This window comes from Clostridium sp. UBA4395, assembly GCF_002390995.1.
GTDB lineage: Bacteria > Bacillota > Clostridia > Clostridiales > Clostridiaceae > Clostridium_J > Clostridium_J sulfidigenes.
The window spans coordinates 1-19,534 of sequence record NZ_DGRF01000010.1; the positions used below are offsets into that span (position 1 = coordinate 1).

15 protein-coding genes are annotated in these 19,534 nt (G+C 31.0%); 14 read left to right on the forward strand and 1 reads right to left on the reverse strand.

All coding sequences use genetic code 11. The features are described 5' to 3' along the window. Positions 1 to 45: 45 nt before the first annotated feature. The 14 genes from B2694_RS00500 (at position 46) to B2694_RS00565 (ending at position 18,705) form a co-directional block, all read left to right on the forward strand. The gene (locus tag B2694_RS00500) at positions 46 to 1,314 is read left to right on the forward strand and encodes a YeeE/YedE family protein (RefSeq protein WP_346884097.1); all 1,269 of its coding nucleotides are present in this window, start codon (positions 46 to 48) and stop codon (positions 1,312 to 1,314) included. 17 nt (positions 1,315 to 1,331) lie between these two features. Next, entirely contained in the window at positions 1,332 to 3,029 is a 1,698-nt protein-coding gene (locus B2694_RS00505) for an FAD-dependent oxidoreductase (RefSeq protein ID WP_346884098.1), read from the forward strand. Between the two features lie 12 nt (positions 3,030 to 3,041). Then, the gene (locus B2694_RS00510) at positions 3,042 to 4,379 is read left to right on the forward strand and encodes an APC family permease (protein ID WP_346884099.1); all 1,338 of its coding nucleotides are present in this window, start codon (positions 3,042 to 3,044) and stop codon (positions 4,377 to 4,379) included. Positions 4,380 to 4,677: 298 nt separating this feature from the next. Next, the gene (locus tag B2694_RS00515) at positions 4,678 to 5,400 is read left to right on the forward strand and encodes a GntR family transcriptional regulator (RefSeq protein WP_346884100.1); all 723 of its coding nucleotides are present in this window, start codon (positions 4,678 to 4,680) and stop codon (positions 5,398 to 5,400) included. 82 nt (positions 5,401 to 5,482) lie between these two features. Further along, positions 5,483 to 7,243 (forward strand): NAD(P)/FAD-dependent oxidoreductase, encoded by a 1,761-nt coding sequence (locus B2694_RS00520; protein WP_346884101.1) that lies wholly within the window; start codon positions 5,483 to 5,485, stop codon positions 7,241 to 7,243. Continuing rightward, positions 7,230 to 8,513: an NAD(P)/FAD-dependent oxidoreductase gene (locus B2694_RS00525; RefSeq protein WP_346884102.1), complete on the forward strand. Its 1,284-nt coding sequence runs from the start codon at positions 7,230 to 7,232 to the stop codon at positions 8,511 to 8,513. Before B2694_RS00520 ends, B2694_RS00525 begins: the two co-directional genes overlap by 14 nt. Position 8,514: 1 nt before the next feature. Continuing rightward, positions 8,515 to 8,904, forward strand: a complete 390-nt coding sequence (locus tag B2694_RS00530; protein WP_346884103.1) for a DUF1667 domain-containing protein — start codon at positions 8,515 to 8,517, stop codon at positions 8,902 to 8,904. Further along, positions 8,894 to 10,450 carry an FGGY-family carbohydrate kinase gene (locus B2694_RS00535; RefSeq protein ID WP_346884104.1) on the forward strand — a complete coding sequence of 519 codons (1,557 nt, stop codon included), beginning with the start codon at positions 8,894 to 8,896 and terminating at the stop codon, positions 10,448 to 10,450. Before B2694_RS00530 ends, B2694_RS00535 begins: the two co-directional genes overlap by 11 nt. 21 nt (positions 10,451 to 10,471) lie before the next feature. Then, positions 10,472 to 12,196, forward strand: a complete 1,725-nt coding sequence (locus B2694_RS00540; protein WP_346884105.1) for an FAD-binding oxidoreductase — start codon at positions 10,472 to 10,474, stop codon at positions 12,194 to 12,196. 169 nt (positions 12,197 to 12,365) lie between these two features. Beyond that, a complete protein-coding gene (locus B2694_RS00545; protein WP_346884106.1) occupies positions 12,366 to 12,860 on the forward strand; it encodes a hypothetical protein in 495 nt (164 codons plus the stop codon). A gap of 289 nt (positions 12,861 to 13,149) precedes the next feature. Then, positions 13,150 to 13,974, forward strand: a complete 825-nt coding sequence (zupT, locus tag B2694_RS00550; protein WP_150841597.1) for a zinc transporter ZupT — start codon at positions 13,150 to 13,152, stop codon at positions 13,972 to 13,974. 21 nt (positions 13,975 to 13,995) lie between these two features. Then, complete coding sequence (gene uvsE / locus B2694_RS00555; protein WP_346884107.1) at positions 13,996 to 15,243, forward strand: UV DNA damage repair endonuclease UvsE; 1,248 nt, start codon at positions 13,996 to 13,998, stop codon at positions 15,241 to 15,243. A gap of 105 nt (positions 15,244 to 15,348) precedes the next feature. Further along, positions 15,349 to 17,289: a sigma-54-dependent Fis family transcriptional regulator gene (locus B2694_RS00560; RefSeq protein WP_346884108.1), complete on the forward strand. Its 1,941-nt coding sequence runs from the start codon at positions 15,349 to 15,351 to the stop codon at positions 17,287 to 17,289. Positions 17,290 to 17,625: 336 nt separating this feature from the next. Further along, positions 17,626 to 18,705: a 2,3-butanediol dehydrogenase gene (locus B2694_RS00565; RefSeq protein ID WP_346884109.1), complete on the forward strand. Its 1,080-nt coding sequence runs from the start codon at positions 17,626 to 17,628 to the stop codon at positions 18,703 to 18,705. A 111-nt stretch (positions 18,706 to 18,816) separates the two neighbouring features. On the opposite strand, the gene ric is transcribed toward B2694_RS00565, so the two are convergent. Further along, positions 18,817 to 19,533 (reverse strand): iron-sulfur cluster repair di-iron protein, encoded by a 717-nt coding sequence (ric, locus tag B2694_RS00570; RefSeq protein ID WP_346884110.1) that lies wholly within the window; start codon positions 19,531 to 19,533, stop codon positions 18,817 to 18,819. Position 19,534: the final 1 nt, after the last annotated feature.

Here is a 19,534-nt window from a genome sequence, read left to right on the forward strand (position 1 = left end):
TTCATATAACTTAACAGAACGATTAAAAGTATAAGGAGGAAAAAAATGAAAAAGACTGAACAAATTTTAGGATTTATAGGAATTTTACTAGTATTACTTTTAGGAAAGACATTATTAAAAACTGACATGCTATTTTTTAGACTTTTAGTGGGTGTGGGATTAGGTTATGCTTTATCTAGGGCTTATACAGGATTTGCAGGTAGTGTTAATCGTGCATTTAACACAGGATCAACAAAATTAATGAGGACACTAATGTTCTTGTTCTTTATCTCATCTTTATTGACTACTGCATTTTTATTCAAGGCAGATTCAGCTAGTTACGATCTGTGGATAAACCCAATTAACTTTGGTCTTATATTAGGGGCAATACTATTTGGGTTTGGTATGTCATTTTCATCATGTTGTGCATCAGGAGTACTTACGGACTTAATAACAGGTCTTCCTAGAGCGTTTATTACATTAATCTTCTTTGGGTTAGGAGTATTCTTAGGATTCCCTATACAAAATACTGTAGGATGGGTTAAGAACTCTTGGTTTTCAACTCCAGTAGGTGAAAAGTTGGCAGGAGGTGTATTCCTACCAGATCTATTTAAATGGGATGGTCTTGAAGGATATCTAGGTGCCTTAGTATTAATGGCATTATTTTGTGGAGTAGTTGTATTTATATCATACCGTTACGAGAGAAGTCGTAAGCAAAATAATACTTATACTGGTCACTCAATGGAAAAGGTACAGGATGAAAATGAAGTGTTAGAGACTAAGAATTACAAGCTTTTAAGTGAAACAACATACAACAGATTATTTGTAAAACCTTGGACATTAGTGCAAGGGGCTGTAGTTATAGGTATATTATTTGCTTTGTTAATGGGAATTACTAAGGCTGGATGGGGCGCATCTACTCCTTATGGAATATGGTTTGGTAAATTCTTGATGATATTTGGAGTTTCACCAGAATCCTTGGCAGCCTTTACTCAAATGCCAGCAAAGGCGTATCTTGTTCCATTCTTTGAACATGCTGTTTCAGTGCAAAACTTTGGAATACTCATTGGAACTAGTATATACTTGTTAACTGCTGGTAAGTTTAAGAAAACATTTATGTCAGAGATGCATATTACAGTAAGAGAAGTATTACTATATGCACTAGGCGGAATTACTATGGGATTAGGTACTAGACTTGCTAATGGATGTAATGTAGGAGCATTATATACACCAATTGCAAATTTCTCACTTTCCGGTTGGATTTTCTTAATTTTCATGGTAGTTGGTGGTATTGTAGGAAATACACTAGCTAAAAGACTATTTAAACAACATTAAAAGGAGGTATCATTGTTATGGGTAAAAGAATTTTAATTATTGGAGGAGTTGCTGGAGGAGCTTCAGTTGCAGCAAGAGCACGTAGAATTGATGAAGAAGCAGAAATAATTATGTTTGAGAAGGGACCTCATGTATCTTTTTCTAACTGCGCTTTACCATTTCATTTAAGTGGCATGGTGGAAAATGGTGATGATTTAGTTTTAATGTGTCCAACACAGTTCAAAAATCAATATAATATTGAAGCTAGAGTTAATAGTGAAGTTATAAAAATTATAAGAGAAGATAAAAAAGTAGTAGTTAAGAACCTTCTTACAGGAGAAGAATATGAAGAGTACTATGACAAATTAGTTCTATCTCCAGGAGCTAATCCAATATTGCCAAGAAGTATTGAAGGAGTAACAGGTTCCAATGTATTTACAGTAAGGAATGTAGTTGATATAAAGAAACTAAAGAATTATATTGATAGTAACAATATTAAGGATATTGCTGTTGTTGGTGGTGGTTTTATAGGGGTTGAAGTAGCAGAAAACCTATGTTTAGCAGATAAGAATGTAAGCCTTATAGAAGCACTTGATCAAATAATGAGTCCTTTTGACTATGATATAGCTCAAATACTTCACAAGGAAATGATGGATAAGGGAGTAAACCTTATATTAAGTGATGGAGTTAAGAAGATAGATGAAGACTTTGTAGAATTACAATCAGGTAAAAAGGTGGCTGCAAAAGTTGTAGTAATGGCAATTGGTGTTAGTCCGGAAACAGGATTAGCTAAGGATGCAGGACTTGAAATTGGAGTAACTGGAGGCATTAAAGTTGATTATAACTATTTGACTAATGATAAAGATATATATGCTGTAGGTGATGCTATAGAAGTTTATAATCGCTTAACACATAAAACTTCAAGGCTGGCTTTAGCAGGACCAGCTCAAAGACAGGCTAGGGCAGCAGCTGATAATATGTATAATATTCATCACAATAATAATGGAGTTATAGGATCATCTGTAGTTCAAGTATTTGATCTAGGAGCAGCTTCTACAGGATTAAATGAAAAAGCTGCTAAAGCAGCAGGTATTTCTTATGATTTTGTATACATTATTCCAGGAGATAAAGTTGGCTTAATGCCAGATAGTAATCCAATGCATTTCAAATTAATATATGAATATCCAACAGGAAGAATTCTTGGAGCACAGGCTATAGGAAAAGGAAATGTAGATAAGAGAATAGATGTAATTGCAACGATGATAACAATGGGTGGAACCTTAGAGAATTTAAAGGAATTAGAGTTATGTTATGCTCCTTTATTTGGAACAGCAAAAGATGTAGTTAATTTTGCAGCTTTAGTAGGACTAAATTTATTATATGGTAAGTTTAGACAAGTACCAGTAACGATAGTTAGGGAGTTAGTAGAAAACGACGAATTTATTGTAGATGTAAGAGAGAAGCATGAATATGAACAAGGACATCTTAAGAATTCAGTAAATATTCCATTAAGTGAAATCAGAGAAAGAATGTCTGAAATACCAAAGGATAAACCTGTATATTTACATTGTCGTTCAAGTCAAAGAAGTTATAATGCAGTAATGGCACTACAAAATAGTGGATATGATAATGTAATCAATATATCTGGTTCTTATCTAGGTATTTGTTGCTATGAATATTATCAAGATCAAGTAACAGGAAGAGCAAAGATAGTTACAGAATATAATTTTAATTAAGGATTGAATTTTATGAAGAAAAAGTTGAACAGAATAGACATATTAGCCTTAGCATTAGGATCTATTATTGGATGGGGTTCATTTACCTTGCCAGGTTCAAAGTTTCTCCATGAAAGTGGTATTATTAGCACGGCCATCGGTTTTATACTTGGTGGTCTTGCTATTGTTTTTATACAAAAGGGTTATCACATAATGATGGAGAAGCATAATGAAGATGGGGGAGAATTCTCTTATACTTACAATAATTTAGGAAAGGGAAATGGATTTATAGTAGGATGGTCATTGACATTGTGTTATATAAGTATGGTTCCACTTAATGCCACAGCCTTTGTATTGGTGCTTAAAAGGTTATTTGGTTCAGCAGTGGATTTTATATATCTATATCAAGTAGCAGGTTATCCAGTATACTTGTCAGAGGTTATCATTGCCAGCTTGATAATTCTTGTATTTGCTTATATTAATATCAAAGGATTGAAATTGAGTTCCATGGTACAGAACATCTTAATTTTATTAATGGTGGTAAATGTAATTATAGTGTTTGCTTTCATGTTTATGAAGGTAGACCACAGCTTGATTAGAGATACCTATATTAATAACTATAAGTTTAATATTACTGAAGTAGTAAAAGTTTTTGCTATAGTACCCTTCTTGTTTGTTGGCTTTGATGTAATACCGCAAGTATCCACAGATTTGAATTTTGAAGCACCAAAAGCTACAAGAATGGCATTACTAGCAATATTTGCTGGAGCACTTTTTTATAACCTATTAAATATTACAACAGGTCTAGTTTATACTCCAGAGAAAGCCTTATTGGAGCAGTGGGCTTTAGGGTCTGCAGTACTTGATAATATGGGATATATAGGCTTTATTCTACTAATAATATCCCTAGCTGGTGCGGTAGCAGGGGGGATAAATGGGTTTATGTTAGGGAGTAGCAAGTTAATTGGAACTTTGTCGAGATATAAATTTATCCCAGCAAAGTACAAAGAGAAAAATAAAAATGGTGTTTTCGAAAATGGAGTTAAATTTATAGCCGTAGTCAGTTTAATAGCGCCATGGTTTGGTAGAGAAGTTATTATTTATATTGTAGATATGTCATCCTTACTAGCAGCAGTAGCATATTTTTATGTATGTTATATTGGGGTTAAAAACTCAATAGGAGTTGACAAATATTTTTCAGCATTGGGGGCTTTTATAGGGCTAGTATTCATAGGATTATTGATAATACCACGTTCTCCTGCAAGATTAAGTAGATCTTCTATGGTATTAGTGATTTTATGGGCAGTGTTAGGATATTTTTACTATAAGAAGTATTCAAAGACAATGAAATCAATTGATAATCACATATAAGTTTAAAAATAATTTTAAAAGTAAGTTATTCTTGAGAAATATGTTCATTTTAAAATATCATAGGAAAGTTAAATAAATTGGTGTTAGTATATTATATAATATTATATAAGGCAGCCTGAAAAGTAGTTTCAGGCTGCCTTTTTAATTATACTTAATTATTGATACAATTGCCTTTCTTCTTTCTTTATAATTAAAAAATATAAATTAAGAGATATAAATAATCCTCAACATGTTAATAAATTGGTAATCATATAAATCATCCAGCATATAAATATAAAAAACATTGGAGGAATTAATAATGATAGATAGATATAATAAAACACCGTTATATATACAAGTAAAAGAAGAAATAACCAAGGCAATTATAAGTGGTAGATGGGAGGTTAATTCTCGAATTCCAACTGAAAGGGAACTGATGGAGAACTATGAAGTAGGTAGAGCTACAATAAGACAAGCTATAGACTTATTAGTTAGTCAAGGGTATCTGTATAAGAAACAAGGAATTGGTACATTTGTTTTAAGAGATAAGCCTTCTTTGGGATTTGAGCCACTTATTAGTTTAACTTTTACATTAAGAACTAAGGGAATAAAGATTAGCAACAAAATACTAGATGAGAATTTTTTTATCCCAGCCGAGGAATTAACAAATAAGATGAGATGGAAAATGAATCAAAAGTGCCTTTATGTAAAAAGGTTAAGAACTGTTGAAGAAATCCCGGTAGCCATTGAGAATTCATATTTTTCACAGCGGTTTTCTAATGATAATAGTAAATTTGATTTTAAAAAATCCTTGGCAAGTATGATTATAAATGATTTAAAGGTAGACATATCAAAGGTAGATCAGACGATAACTATTAGAATTCCTAATAGCGAAGAAAAAAGTCTGTTAGAAATAGATGAAACTACAAGAGTATTAGTTATGGAAAGATGGATATATGAAGAAAATAATGAAGAACCATTCTATTATTTAAATTTTATAGTTCCAGAAAATTTATACTATGTACCTATGATAAATTATTGAAAATAAGTATTTATTTTATAGTTAAATCATAGTATATACAGAGAAGTTAAGATGTCCGAACATCCTAAGGAAGGGATATGTAATGATAAAAAAATATGAAAAGGTTCAAAGACTTATACAAAAAGAGGTTAATAAAGAGATTTACTGCAGAGAATGGAACTCTTCCATCATTTTAGAAGGACAGGTAGAGAGTTGGGATATGGTTATTAAAGCTGGTAAACTTGCATCTAAAAGAGGATACAAGGGTGTAGTAAATCAAATAACTGTGAAAGGTTTAAAAATACCTATAATTAAAGCACCGATTATAAGAGATTCAAATTTAAATGGAAAAAGGGTAGATGTACTTATTATTGGAGGAGGAGTTATAGGGTGTGCTATTGCCAGAGAGCTTGCAAAGTGGGAAATGTCTATTTTATTGCTTGAAAAAGAATCAGATTTGGCAATGCACACATCATCAAGAAATGATGGGATGATACATCCAGGTATAGAAGCTCCTATAGGAAGTAAAAAATCCATATTTAATGTTAGAGGTAATGAGCTTTATTCAAAGATTACAAAGGAGCTAGGGGTACCTTTTGAAAGATGTGGCTCTACAGTGCTTTTTGATAGAGGATTTATAAGGTTAGCTAAACCTTACCTTATGAATAGATCACGGAAGGCTGGAGTAAAGGATGTAGTTATTTTAAATAAGGTACAGGTAAAAAAAATAGAACCGAATGTGACGGAGAATATAGTTGGGGCAGTTCATTTTGGAACAACAGGTATATTATCTCCTTATAGGATGACCTATGCTTTTGCAGAAAATGCAGCTATAAATGGAGTCGATTTTTCCTTAGATACCTTAGTAGAATCATTGCTTATGGATGGAAATGAGATTATTGGAGTAAATACAAATAGAGGATTAATATATCCTAAGGTAATTATAAATGCAGCTGGAATCTTTGCTGATAAAATTGCTAACATGGCAGGTGATCAGTTTTTCACAATACATCCAAGAAAAGGAGAGACGCTAATATTAGATAGAAAGAAAGGTTCTTTAATTAATGGAGTGATAGCTAAGCCAAGCTTAAACCTGACTAAAGGAAATACCAAGGGTGGAGGTATTATAAAAACAATAGATGGAAATATTTTGGTAGGGCCTGATGCTTATGAACAACCCTTTAGAGAAGATTATTCTACAAATTCAACAAATATAGAGAATATATTAAGAAAGCATTTACCTGTAGTACCTAAATTATCTTATGGTGATGTAATAACATATTATGCAGGAATAAGAGCCGCTACTTATGAAGAAGATTTTATCATTGAACGATCTGGACGTGTTGATAATTTAATTTATGCAGCAGGTATCCAATCACCAGGTCTTGCATCTGCACCAGCTATAGCAGAGGAAATTGAGAAGTTAACCTGTGTATTACTAGCTGAAAAAATACAGTTAAAGAAAAAAGATTATTGGAATCCAATAAGAAAAGTAATACCAGAAGTAAGAAATATGTCTTTTGAGGAAAAGGCTAAGCTAATAAAAGAGAAACCAGAATATGGTGAAATAATTTGTAGATGCGAGGAAATAAGCAAAGGTGAAGTTCAAGATGCGTTAAGAAGTCCTATAAAAGTCAATACAGTAGATGCTATAAAAAGAAGAGTTAAGGCTGGGGCAGGCAGATGTCAAGGAGGCTTTTGTTTGCCACAGGTGTTAAAGATTATTAATGAGGAATGTGGTAAAAGTTTTGATGAAATAACTAAGAAAGGTAAGGATTCTAACATTCTTATAGAAAAAGTCCAAAGTAAATATAATAATCTCACAATAAATGATAATGAGGTGAAATTAAATGAAAGACAATAAATTTCACTTTGATGTAATAGTTATAGGTGGAGGTCCAGCGGGGCTTGCAGCAGCATTAGCATCTAATGAGAAGGGAGGTAAAACATTAATTGTTGAAAGAGAAGAAAAATTAGGTGGAATATTAAAACAATGTATTCATGATGGATTTGGATTAATTACCTTCAATGAGACACTTAGTGGACCAGAATATGCCGATAGATATATGAGAAAGATTGGGGAAAAAGAGATATCAATTTATAAATCAACATTTGTAAGTAAAGTAGAAAAGGTAGAAGAAAGTTTTATATTAACCTTAATAAATTCAAAAGAAGATGTTTTTCAGGTTAGCTCTAAGGCGTTAGTTTTAGCAAATGGATGTAGAGAGAGAACGTCTAGACAAGTTTTTATAAATGGAGATAGACCTGCTGGTATATATTCAGCAGGAACAGCACAGTATTTAACAAATATCATGGGTTATCTACCTTGTAAAAACTGTGTGATTTTAGGAAGTGGAGATATTGGATTAATTATGGCTAGAAGGTTAACCTTAGAAGGTGCCAAGGTTATAGGTGTGTATGAAATGAAAAGTACTCCTTCAGGATTAAGCCGAAATATTATGCAATGCTTAGAAGATTACAATATTCCATTACATTTATCCCATACAGTAACTAGGGTAATAGGGGAGAGTAAAGTTTCAGCGGTCGAAACATGTAGAGTTGACGAAAATATGAAGCTCATTGATGGAACAGAAGAGATAATTAAGTGTGATGGATTAATATTATCAGTAGGATTAATACCAGAAAATGAGGTAGCAGAAAGTTTGAATATAGAAATTGATCCATCAACAAAAGGACCAAAGGTAGATCATAACTTTAGAACAAGTGTAAATGGGGTATTTTCCTGTGGAAATTCTCTTCATGTTAATGATTTAGTAGATTATGTATCAGAAAGTGGGAAATATGCTGGAGAACAGGCAGCAACTTATAAAGAAAATAGTTATAGAAAATTAGTGGATATAACCTTTGATAAAAAAGAATTTCTATATGTAGTACCACAAAGCATAGATTTAAATTTTATAGATAAAGATATAACAATTTACTTTAGAAGTAAAGATATAATAGAAGATGTAAAAGTGGAATTTTACTTAGGTAACAAGGTAGTATTTATGAAAAAGTATAATATAATAAAGCCCCCAGAGATGGAAAAAATAATTTTGAACTTAAAATCATTTTCTGTAAATAATATGGATAATCTAAATTTGGTTATGAGTAAAATTAAAGAAGGTGTATAAGGTGGAGTTAAAAAAAATCACCTGTATAGTGTGTCCTAATGGTTGTAAACTTACTATAATTGAAGAAAATGAAGAACTATTAGTGGAAGGTAATAAGTGCAAAAGAGGAATAGAATTTGGAATTAATGAGATTAAAAATCCACTAAGAAGTATTGCTTCAACAGTAAATACAATATATAAGGAAATGCCAAGACTACCGGTGAGAACTGATGGACTGATTCCAAAGAGTAAAATATTTAATGTGATGAGAGAAATAAGTAAAGTAATAATAACAAATCATGTTGATATAAATGATGTAATAATTGAAAATATATTAAACACTGGAGTTAATATAATTTCAACCTCAAGTTTGATTGAGATATTAAAGGAGGAGTATCCGAATGGAGGATAAATATGTTCTCTCCATAGATTGTGGGACACAAAGTGTAAGAGCGTTGATATTTAATGGATTAGGTACATTAGTAGCTAAAGAGAAGTTAGATTTTCAACCATACTTTTCAAATAAACCAGGATGGGCAGAACAAGATCCAGAGATTTGGTGGCAAGGTGTATGTCATGTATGTACAGCACTAAAAGAGAATAATTCTACTTTTTTCAATGAGATACTTGCAGTATCAGTAACAACACAAAGAGATACAGGAATAAATGTAGATAAAAATGGGGAAGCATTAAGACCTGCAATAATATGGTTAGATCAGAGGATGGCAGAGTGTAAAAAACCTATAAGTAAAAGATATGATTTTCTCTTTAGGTTAATTGGAATGAAAAAAGCCATAGAAGTTTCAAGGAAAAAATGTAAAGCAAATTGGATAATGGAAAATCAGCCGGAAATATGGAGAAACACTTATAAATATTTATTACTTTCAGGATACTTAAATTTTAAATTAACAGGAAACTTTGTAGACTCCATAGCATCTCAGATTGGACATATACCTTTTAATTTTAAAAAGAAGGATTGGCCAAAAGGTAATAAAGATTACAGGTGGGAGATTTCAGGAGTTGAAAGAGATAAGCTACCGAAGTTAGTAGAAGTAGGGGAAAAAATTGGAGAGATAAGTTATGAAGTCTCAAAGCTTACAGGGTTAAAGATTGGAATACCTGTTATTGCAGCAGGATCAGATAAAGGTTGTGAAACCTTAGGTACAGGTTGTAAGAATGAAAAATGGGTAAATTTAAGTTTTGGAACAACGGCTACAGTTCAGACTATGTCAAAAAAATATATAGAGCCTTTAATGTTTATGCCAGCTTATCCAGCTTGCATCCCAGGATATTACAATCCAGAATTTGAAATTTTTAGGGGGTATTGGATGATTAGTTGGTTTAAGAGGGAATTTGCTAGAAAGGAAGCTATGGAAGCTGAAGAAAGAGGTATTTCTTATGAAGAAATATTAAATGAAAGATTAAAGGATGTTCCACCGGGATGCCATGGGTTAATGCTTCAACCATATTGGGGGCCAGGTTTAAAATATCCTGAGGCAAAGGGAGCAATTATAGGTTTTGGAGATGTTCATACAAGAAGCCATATTTATCGAGCTATTATTGAAGGAATAAATTATGGATTATTAGATGGAATAGAAAAAATAGAAAGAAAGACTAAGGAAAAAGTGAAGTATGTAATGGTTTCAGGAGGCGGCTCTCAAAGTGATACTATTTGTCAAATAACTGCCAGTATGCTAAATAGAAAGGTTTATAAAACTACGACCCATGAGACGTCAGGATTAGGAGCAGCTATTATAACTTTTGTAGCTTTAGGTAAATATGTAACTTACAATGAAGCTATTGAGAAAATGGTTCATTATAAAAAAATATTTACTCCAGAAAAAGAATATACAGAAATATATTCAAAACTTTTTAAGAATGTTTACAAGAGAATATATAGAAGACTTAAATCACTATATTCAGATATTGGAAAGATAACAAATTATCCAGGTATTTAATTGTATATGGGGGAATTATTTATGAATAAAAATGAAAATAATTTTACACCGAAATGGTATGAAGATTTACCACCAGAAGGATCATATAGATCTATTTTAAAATGGGGAAATCCTAAGGAATTTAAACATCCAAACCCTAGATTATATGATTTAATGAAGAGAACCTTTGAAATGACTGATGAGGATTTCGAAACACCACAAAAAATGGGCTTAGAAAAGGTTGATTTTGAAAAAGAAGTTACTTTAACTGAAGGGCAAATTGCTCACTTTAAACACATAGTAGGAGAAAATAATGTAAGAATGGACCCTTATTCAAGGCTTCAAATAGCATATGGAAAAACTATGATAGATTCAATGAGACTTAGAGAAGGTATCGTTGAAAATATTCCTGATATAGTAATGCATCCAAGAAGCAAAGAAGACATAAAAGAAATAGTTGAGTACTGTAATGAAGAGAAAATACCAGTGTATGTTTACGGAGGAGGTTCATCTGTAACTAGAGGCGTTGAGTGTGTAAAAGGTGGAGTATCCTTAGATATGAGAGTTTATATGAATAAGGTAGTTAACTTTAATGAAATAAATCAAACAATAACTGTAGAAGCTGGTATGTCAGGTCCGAAACTAGAAGAAACATTAAATAAAGCAAAGGAACTCTTTGGTGCAAAGAGGGCATATACCTGTGGGCATTTCCCTCAATCCTTTGAATATTCGGCAGTTGGAGGCTGGGTTGTAACTAGAGGAGCAGGTCAGAATTCAACCTACTTTGGAAAGATTGAGGATATGGTTATATGTCAAGAGTATATCACGCCGGTTGGAGAAATAAAAACTGATGAATATCCTGCATTAGCTACAGGACCATCCATCGATGAAATCATGATGGGAAGTGAAGGTGCCTATGGAATATTAGTTTCTGTAACTCTTAAGATTTTTAGATACATGCCAGAAAATCAAAGGAGATTTAGTTATATATTCAAGAACTGGGAAGATGCTAGAAATGCAGCAAGAGAGATTATGCAAGGGCAATTTGGATTTCCATCAGTATTTAGATTATCAGACCCAGAAGAAACTGATGTTATGATGAAACTCTATGGAGTAGAAGGAACAATTATTGATAAAATAATGACTGTAAGAGGATATAAGACAAATGAGAGATGTATGTTTTTAGGATTTACAGATGGAGAAACATGTTTTACAAAGGTAGTAAGGAAAAAGGTTCATAAGATATGTAAAGCGTATGGAGCTATGTCGACCACAGGATATGTAACTAAGGCATGGGAGCACGGAAGATTTAGAGATCCATATTTAAGAGAAGATTTACAGGATTATGGTATTATGACTGATACCCTTGAATGTTCAGTTAACTGGGAGAATATGGATTACGTTCATAAGGGAGTAAGAGCTTACTGCAAAAGTAGACCAAATACAATTTGTATGACACATATGTCTCATGTTTATCCACAAGGTGCAAATCTGTACTTTATTTTTATAGCTAAAATGAATAAAATAGATGAGTATTTAGAATATCAATATGGAATACTTGATAATATTCAGAAGTATGGAGCTGCGATGAGTCATCACCATGGAATAGGAAAGATGACAGCCCCTTGGCTTGAAGGTCAAATAGGTAAAAATCAAATGGAGGTATTCAAGGTATTAAAAAATCATTTTGATCCAAATAATATTATGAATCCAGGTGGAACATTAGGTCTTGATTTATCTGATGATAAGAAAAGAATGGTAAAGTAAAATTTAGCTTTAGTGTACCCATAATTGTACTAAAATTTTGAAAAAAATAGGTAGATAAGCATTCTTTATTACTTTTATATTTTTAAAGAAGATATTTAAATTGTAACACAAGTTTTTTCAATCCATAATATAATAACAACACAGTATGTTATTATATGGAGGAATAATAGTGAAGGAATTTTTAAGTGTTGAAGGTATAGTTAAAAGTATAGAAGTGATGAAAACATCAGTAAATGACACATCGGCATGTACAATGATAATGTCAGTAAGAGGAAGAAGAGATGATGATTTTAACTTAGTAGTTAGCCGAGATACTTACTTTGTAGACCATGTTAATATAAGACCTGGTGATTATATAATTGGATTTTATGATGCACTGGCACCTGTTCCATTAATATTTCCACCACAGTATAGAGCTATTGTTATAGCCAGAAAATCAAAAAAAGAAAATGTCAAAGTGTCTCATTTCAATAGAAGATTAGTCAGTAGAGATGATTCACTTAGACTTAACATTAGTAATAGAACACAAATATTACTTGAAAATGGCCAGAGATTTTTGGGAAATATAGAAAATAGAAATCTTGTGGTTGTATATGGAATGAGTACCAAGAGTATACCTGCAATTACAACACCATCACAAATTATAGTTTTATGTGATAATTAGTATTTTATAAATAAGTTTGCCTAGTATGAATAATTATCATACTAGGCAAACTTATTCTTAAATCCAGCTATTTTATATAGGATAGCATAGTAGTGATTTTTAAATTGATTATGATATAATAATTATACTATTAAAGGAAAATAGAGTAATTCATCCTATGAAAATGATTAGGTTCAATTAGGGTGAAAATTAGTAAAAGTTGTATTAATTGATATTGTAATGATTAAACAAGTTTGTGTAAATTATTAATAAGTAAATGAATAAAATATAGGAATTAGGGGGAAAAGATATGGAACAGGTTTTTATTGCCTTTGCATTAACGTTATTTGCAGGGCTATGTACAGGAATTGGAAGTGCTCTTGCATTTTTTGCTAAAAAGACCAATACAAAGTTTTTATCAATCAGTTTAGGATTTTCTGCAGGAGTTATGATATATGTTTCTATGATAGAAATTTTTGTTGAAGCTAGGAACTTATTATCCGTTGAACTTGGATTTAAATTGGGTTCTTGGGTTACAGTAGGAGCTTTCTTTTTTGGTATGTTAATTATAGCTATTATTGACAAACTTATACCAAGTGGTGAAAATCCTCATGATATTTATAAAATTGAAGAGTTAGAGGGAACGGAAAATGAAAATTTAAAAGATACATCAAAAGATAATAAGAAATTGCTTAGAATGGGATTACTTACAGCACTAGCAGTGGCTATTCATAACTTTCCAGAAGGATTGGCTACTTTTATTTCTGCATTACAAGAACCATCAATAGCCATACCTATAACAATTGCTATTGCTATTCATAATATTCCTGAGGGTATCGCAGTATCAGTTCCAGTATTTTATGCTACAGGTAGTAGAAAGAAAGCCTTTCTATATTCTTTTCTATCTGGACTGTCAGAGCCTCTAGGTGCTATTATTGGTTATTTAGTGCTAATGCCATTTATTAACAATGTTACTCTTGGAATTATTTTTGCTATAGTTGCTGGTATTATGATATTCATTTCTCTTGATGAATTACTTCCATCTGCAAGAGAATATGGTGAACATCATTTATCTATCTACGGTCTAGTAGCTGGAATGGCTGTAATGGCAATTAGTTTATTACTTTTCATTTAAGTAAAAGGATGGTGTTGTAAGTTGCTTGAAAAAAATAGAATTGGATATGCATGTACACCTGCATCTATTCCATATAAAACTTCAAGAAGCTTTTTATTAAAAAATTTTAGTGATAATGTTTTTAATCAGTGTGTTAGAAGTAACATTGATGATTTAATGAATATATTAAAGTGGAATGTAGAAAATGCAATATATTTATTTAGGATAAGTTCAGATATAATTCCATTTGGTAGTCATCCAATTAATAACCTAAAGTGGTGGGAGACCTACAATAAAGAACTTACAGAGTGTGGAGATTTTATAAAAAATAATAATATTAGGGTTTCTATGCATCCTGGTCAATATACAGTTCTAAATTCTCCTAATGAGGAAGTAGTTGAAAAAAGTATTATGGATCTAGAGTATCATTGCAAATTTTTAGATAGTTTAGGTGTGGACTATTCTAATAAAATTATACTTCATGTTGGAGGGGTATATGGAGATAAACTTTCTGCAATGGAACGATTTAAGCATAATTTTAATAGACTATCAAACTCTTTGAAAAAAAGATTGGTAATTGAGAATGATGATAAGAGTTACACCATAGAAGATGTATTAAATATTTGTAATGATATTAAAATACCAGCAGTGTTTGATAATCTTCATCAACAACTCAATCCTTGTTCTTTAGAGTGGAAGGATATTTTATATGCTGTTAAAAATACATGGAAGGTTGAAGATGGTCCAGTAAAATTCCATTATTCTGATAGGGATATAAGTAAAAAAGGAGGAGCTCATTCTAAGTTTGTTGTTACTAGTAATTTTTTAGATTATATGAAAAGTATTTCAGAAATTAATTCAGATGTTATGCTTGAAGTTAAGGATAAGGAAATATCAACAATCAAGTGTATTTGCACTCTTAATGAGGACTTACCAATTTCAATAAGGACAGAGCAATGGGCGAAGTATAAGTATTCTTTAATGGAAAAAGATTATTCTTATTATAAAAAATGTAGTAGCTTAGTAAATTCTCCTATACCAATGAGAGAAGTGTATATGTATATAGATCAGTGTCTAGAAAAGCCTTTTAGTAGAGGAAATTTCATTAACACAGCACAACATGTTTATGGATATATAAAAGATAAAGCAACATTAAAAGAAAAGAATAAGTTTAATGAACTTTTAAAAAGTCCAGACGAAAATAATATTAAGGTAAAAAATTTGTTAAAGAAACTAAGTGAAAAATATGGAGTGGATTATATTAATAACTCTTATTATTTTATATATTAGATTTAGTTCTAGGTATACATTTTATCCATGGTGATATAAAACAAATACTAAAATAATAAATTTATTGTTTTAAGTATATATTTCTTAAGGGGTGGGAGTGTAAGAATGGATAATTATACGGAATTAATTACAAAAGCATGGAATGAATTTGTGAAATACGGTATAGATAATAAAAAAGTTAAAAAAGATATAAGAGATTCATGGATAAGATGTAAAGAGTATAATGTAGACTATATGGATGGAAGAGGTGTTGAGAAATATAAAGCTCCTGTAGGAATTAAAGTTAAAGAGAATATAGATTTAGTTTCAGTAGCACATTCTATAATGGAGAATTTGTATAACACCATATCAGGTTCAGGATTTGCTTTATTCCTTGCAGATAAAGATGGATATATAATAGATGTTATTGGTGACGATAGTATTTTAGAAAAGGCCAGGGATTTAAGATTTACAAAGGGAGCCTTATGGTCAGAAAAAGCAGTAGGAACTAATGCTATAGGAACATGCTTATATCTAAATAAACCAATACAAACTATTGGGGCTGAGCATTATGGTATACAACAACATTCTTGGACGTGTTCATCAGCACCTATACATGATAGTGATGGGAAAATAATAGGGTGTATAAATATGTCTGGCATATGCAAGGATGCACATCTGCATACTTTGGGAATAGTTATTGCAGCAGCTGAATCCATAAAGAAACAGTTAGAACTTATATTATCCTATAATTTATTAAATATAACTTTTGACTCCATTGTAGAGGGAATGATAGTAATAGATGAAAAATTTAATATTAAGAGAGTAAATCATAGAGCAGAAAATATTTTAGATATGAATCAAGATGAAATATTTGAAATAAATATAAAAGAAGCTCTAGATAATTTAAATTTTGATTACATTATAGAAAATTATGAGGAAACTTATAATAACATAGAATGTGATTTTAATATTAATAATAAAAGAATAAAATGTATATTAAATGTTGTACCTATGAATATTAATAATAGGTCTATGGGAGTAGTTATAACTTTTAGAGAAAGTAAATCTGTACATAGGCTTGTAAATAAAGTGGTAGGATATAAGGCTAACTATAAGTTTAAAGACATTGTAACTAGTAACGATAAAATGATAAATATGATAAATTTTGCAAAAAGGGCTTCAAGAAGTGAGTGCAATATATTAATAGAAGGACCTAGCGGTACGGGAAAAGAACTGGTAGCTCAAGCTATACATAATTATAGTCAAAGAAGTGAAGGACCTTTTGTAGCTGTAAACTGTGCTTCAATTCCTAGAGATCTAATGGAAAGTGAATTTTTTGGTTATGATAAGGGAGCTTTTACTGGAGCTGCTAAAGAGGGACATCCAGGGAAATTTGAATTAGCAGATGGTGGAACAATTTTCTTAGATGAATTAGGAGAACTTCCTTTAGATATGCAATCGAAATTATTAAGAGTTTTAGATAACAATACCATAGTTAGAGTAGGCGGAAATTACGAAAAGAAATTAGATGTAAGAATAATAGGAGCAACTAATAAAGAGTTAAAAGAAGAGGTAAGTAAAAAAACTTTTAGAGAAGATTTGTATTACAGGTTAAATGTAATGAATATAAAAACCATTCATTTGAAGGAAAGAAAGGAGGATATAGAGACACTAGCAAGACACTTTGTTAATAGTCTTAATTTTAAAAATAAAGCTAAATATAAACTGATAACAACAGATTATATAAATGAACTAAAAAAACATGATTGGCCTGGAAATGTAAGAGAACTTAGAAATGCTATAGAAAGGGATTATTATTCTAGTGAAAAGGATATAATTTGTGTACAATATTTGGAAAAGTCACAAATAATAGAAGATAATTTTAATAATGAGAAAGCAAGTGATGTAGATGAAATAGTACCTATAGATATTTTAGAAAGAGAAAATATAATAAAAGCTATTAACTTTTGCGGAGGTAACATATTAAAGTCTGCGGAAATGCTAAGAATAAGTAGAGCTACTATTTATAGAAAGATAAAAAAATATAACATAAATGACCTATAAATTACTTTGTTTTTTTATTATCAATAATTAGAATTATATATGTATCAAAATGAGAATTAAAAATAATAAATCTCAAGATGAGACACTAAGTTGTGTATCATTTTGAGATTTTTTAATTTACTATATAAATTAAATTTATAAATAAGGTTTAAAGTAAATTTAATTAGAAATGTAGAATGAGACTTGATGTAGTCATTTTCATAGCTTCAGGCAAAATAGGGTGAATAATGTTTTAAAAAGTATTTTAAGCAATGATTCTGGCATAAGATTTGCATAATAAATATGTGAGAATATTAACAATGTGTTAGATTATATTTTTTAGGAGGTAATTTTATTATGAAAGCAGCATTATGGTATGATAAGAAAGATATTAGGGTCGAGGAGGTAGATGAACCAAAGGTTACTAAAGGAAATATAAAGATTAAAGTTAAATGGTGTGGAATATGTGGTTCAGATTTGCATGAATATTTAGGAGGACCTATTTTTATACCTGTTGGACAACCTCATCCTTTAAGTGGGAATATAGCACCAGTAGTTCTAGGGCACGAATTTTCAGGAGAAGTTGCAGAAGTAGGAGAAGGAGTAACAAAATTTCAAATAGGTGATAGAGTTATTGTAGAACCTATAGTAGCTTGTGGAGAATGTCTAGCATGTAGAGAAGGTAAATACAATCTGTGCTCTTCCTTAGGATTTCACGGACTTTGTGGTAGTGGTGGAGGACTTGCAGAATATACTGTATTTCCAGAAGAATATGTGCATAAAATGCCAGATGAGATGACTTATGAACAAGGAGCTTTAGTAGAACCAATGGCGGTAGCACTTCATTCTATTAGAATTGCTAATTTTAAAACAGGAGATACTGCCATAGTACTTGGTTCAGGACCAATAGGTCTTGCAACTATTGAATGCTTAAAAGCAGCAGGAGCAAAATTAGTAGTAGTGTTACAAAGAAAATCAATAAGACAGGAATATGCAAAGAGGGCAGGAGCAGATGTTGTTCTTGATCCAAATGAAGTTGATATAGCTATGGAGGTTAAAAAACTTACTGGTGGAACAGGTGTAGATGTTGCCTTTGAAACTACAGGAGCAAAGATAGGCTTTGATATAGGCATAGATAGTCTAAAATATGAAGGAACTATGGTAATAACAAGTATTTGGGAAGATGAAATAAACTTTAACCCTAATGTCTTAGTATTTTCTGAAAAGAAAATAGTAGGAACTTTAGCCTATAGACATGAGTTTCCAGCAACAATTGCGCAAATGAGCGATGGAAGAATTAAGGCTGAAGGATATATAACTAAGAAAATAGCACTTGAAGATATAGTTGAAGAAGGATTTGGAGCTTTGACTGGTCCTGAAAAGAAAAAACATGTGAAAATTCTTGTAACTCCGGATAAAGCTCTTTTAAATAAATAAGAAATCAGAGAAAATGTAAAGATATAAAACAAGTATGGAATAAAATGATAAAAAGCCTAAGGAAATAAATTATCCTTAGGCTTGTAAATTTTTTTATTTTAAGAAAGTTACTTATTGATGTTTGCTAACATCCAAGTTCATTCTCTTAAATAAAATATTGTTTTCAAGGTGAATATGCTGGAATAAATCACTCTCTAGTTCTTCAATAATTTTAAAAGTTATAATATAGGTATTACAACCGTCATTAGGAACTTTGAAATTATTGGTAATTTTTCTGAGTTCCTTTAAAATATCTCCAGCACCTTCATGCTCCTCCTCGGTTTCATTAATTACTTCATTAATTTTTTCAAGGTGATTAACACTTGGATTTTTATCATATTCTTTAATTAATGGAAAAAGAATTTGTTCTTCTTTAAGCAAGTGTTGCTCTAACTCAGTTTTAAGCATTGAAAAGAGCTTATGGACTCTGAATAGTACATTATGGTTTATACCATGAATTCTCATTATTTTTGTTGTTAACTCTCCTAATTCAGGAAGTACTTTCTTAGTATAGGCATGATGAGTATTTTCAATATGGTCAATTAATTCACTTGATGTCAATGCCTTAAAATCCATGAATACTTCTTTTGTATTATTACTTTCTTCAAAAATCTCATTTATTTTATTTAATATTAGATTTTCATCAAGATGTAATTCATAGAGTGCCTCTTCAAGGGGTCTATTACCTCCACAGCAAAAATCGATTTTATATTGTTTGAAAATTTCACTAGCCTTAGGCATAATTGAAACAATTTCTCCTACAGTTTGAGAACTATTAAATTTATTCATA

Coding starts and splice junctions, on each gene's coding strand:
- B2694_RS00540 (WP_346884105.1), top strand. CDS start 10,472: ATGAATAAAAATGAAAATAATTTTACACCGAAATGGTATGAAGATTTA.
- B2694_RS00560 (WP_346884108.1), top strand. CDS start 15,349: ATGGATAATTATACGGAATTAATTACAAAAGCATGGAATGAATTTGTG.
- B2694_RS00535 (WP_346884104.1), top strand. CDS start 8,894: ATGGAGGATAAATATGTTCTCTCCATAGATTGTGGGACACAAAGTGTA.
- B2694_RS00525 (WP_346884102.1), top strand. CDS start 7,230: ATGAAAGACAATAAATTTCACTTTGATGTAATAGTTATAGGTGGAGGT.
- B2694_RS00520 (WP_346884101.1), top strand. CDS start 5,483: ATGATAAAAAAATATGAAAAGGTTCAAAGACTTATACAAAAAGAGGTT.
- B2694_RS00510 (WP_346884099.1), top strand. CDS start 3,042: ATGAAGAAAAAGTTGAACAGAATAGACATATTAGCCTTAGCATTAGGA.
- B2694_RS00515 (WP_346884100.1), top strand. CDS start 4,678: ATGATAGATAGATATAATAAAACACCGTTATATATACAAGTAAAAGAA.
- B2694_RS00500 (WP_346884097.1), top strand. CDS start 46: ATGAAAAAGACTGAACAAATTTTAGGATTTATAGGAATTTTACTAGTA.
- B2694_RS00505 (WP_346884098.1), top strand. CDS start 1,332: ATGGGTAAAAGAATTTTAATTATTGGAGGAGTTGCTGGAGGAGCTTCA.
- B2694_RS00565 (WP_346884109.1), top strand. CDS start 17,626: ATGAAAGCAGCATTATGGTATGATAAGAAAGATATTAGGGTCGAGGAG.
- ric (WP_346884110.1), bottom strand. CDS start 19,533: ATGAATAAATTTAATAGTTCTCAAACTGTAGGAGAAATTGTTTCAATT.
- zupT (WP_150841597.1), top strand. CDS start 13,150: ATGGAACAGGTTTTTATTGCCTTTGCATTAACGTTATTTGCAGGGCTA.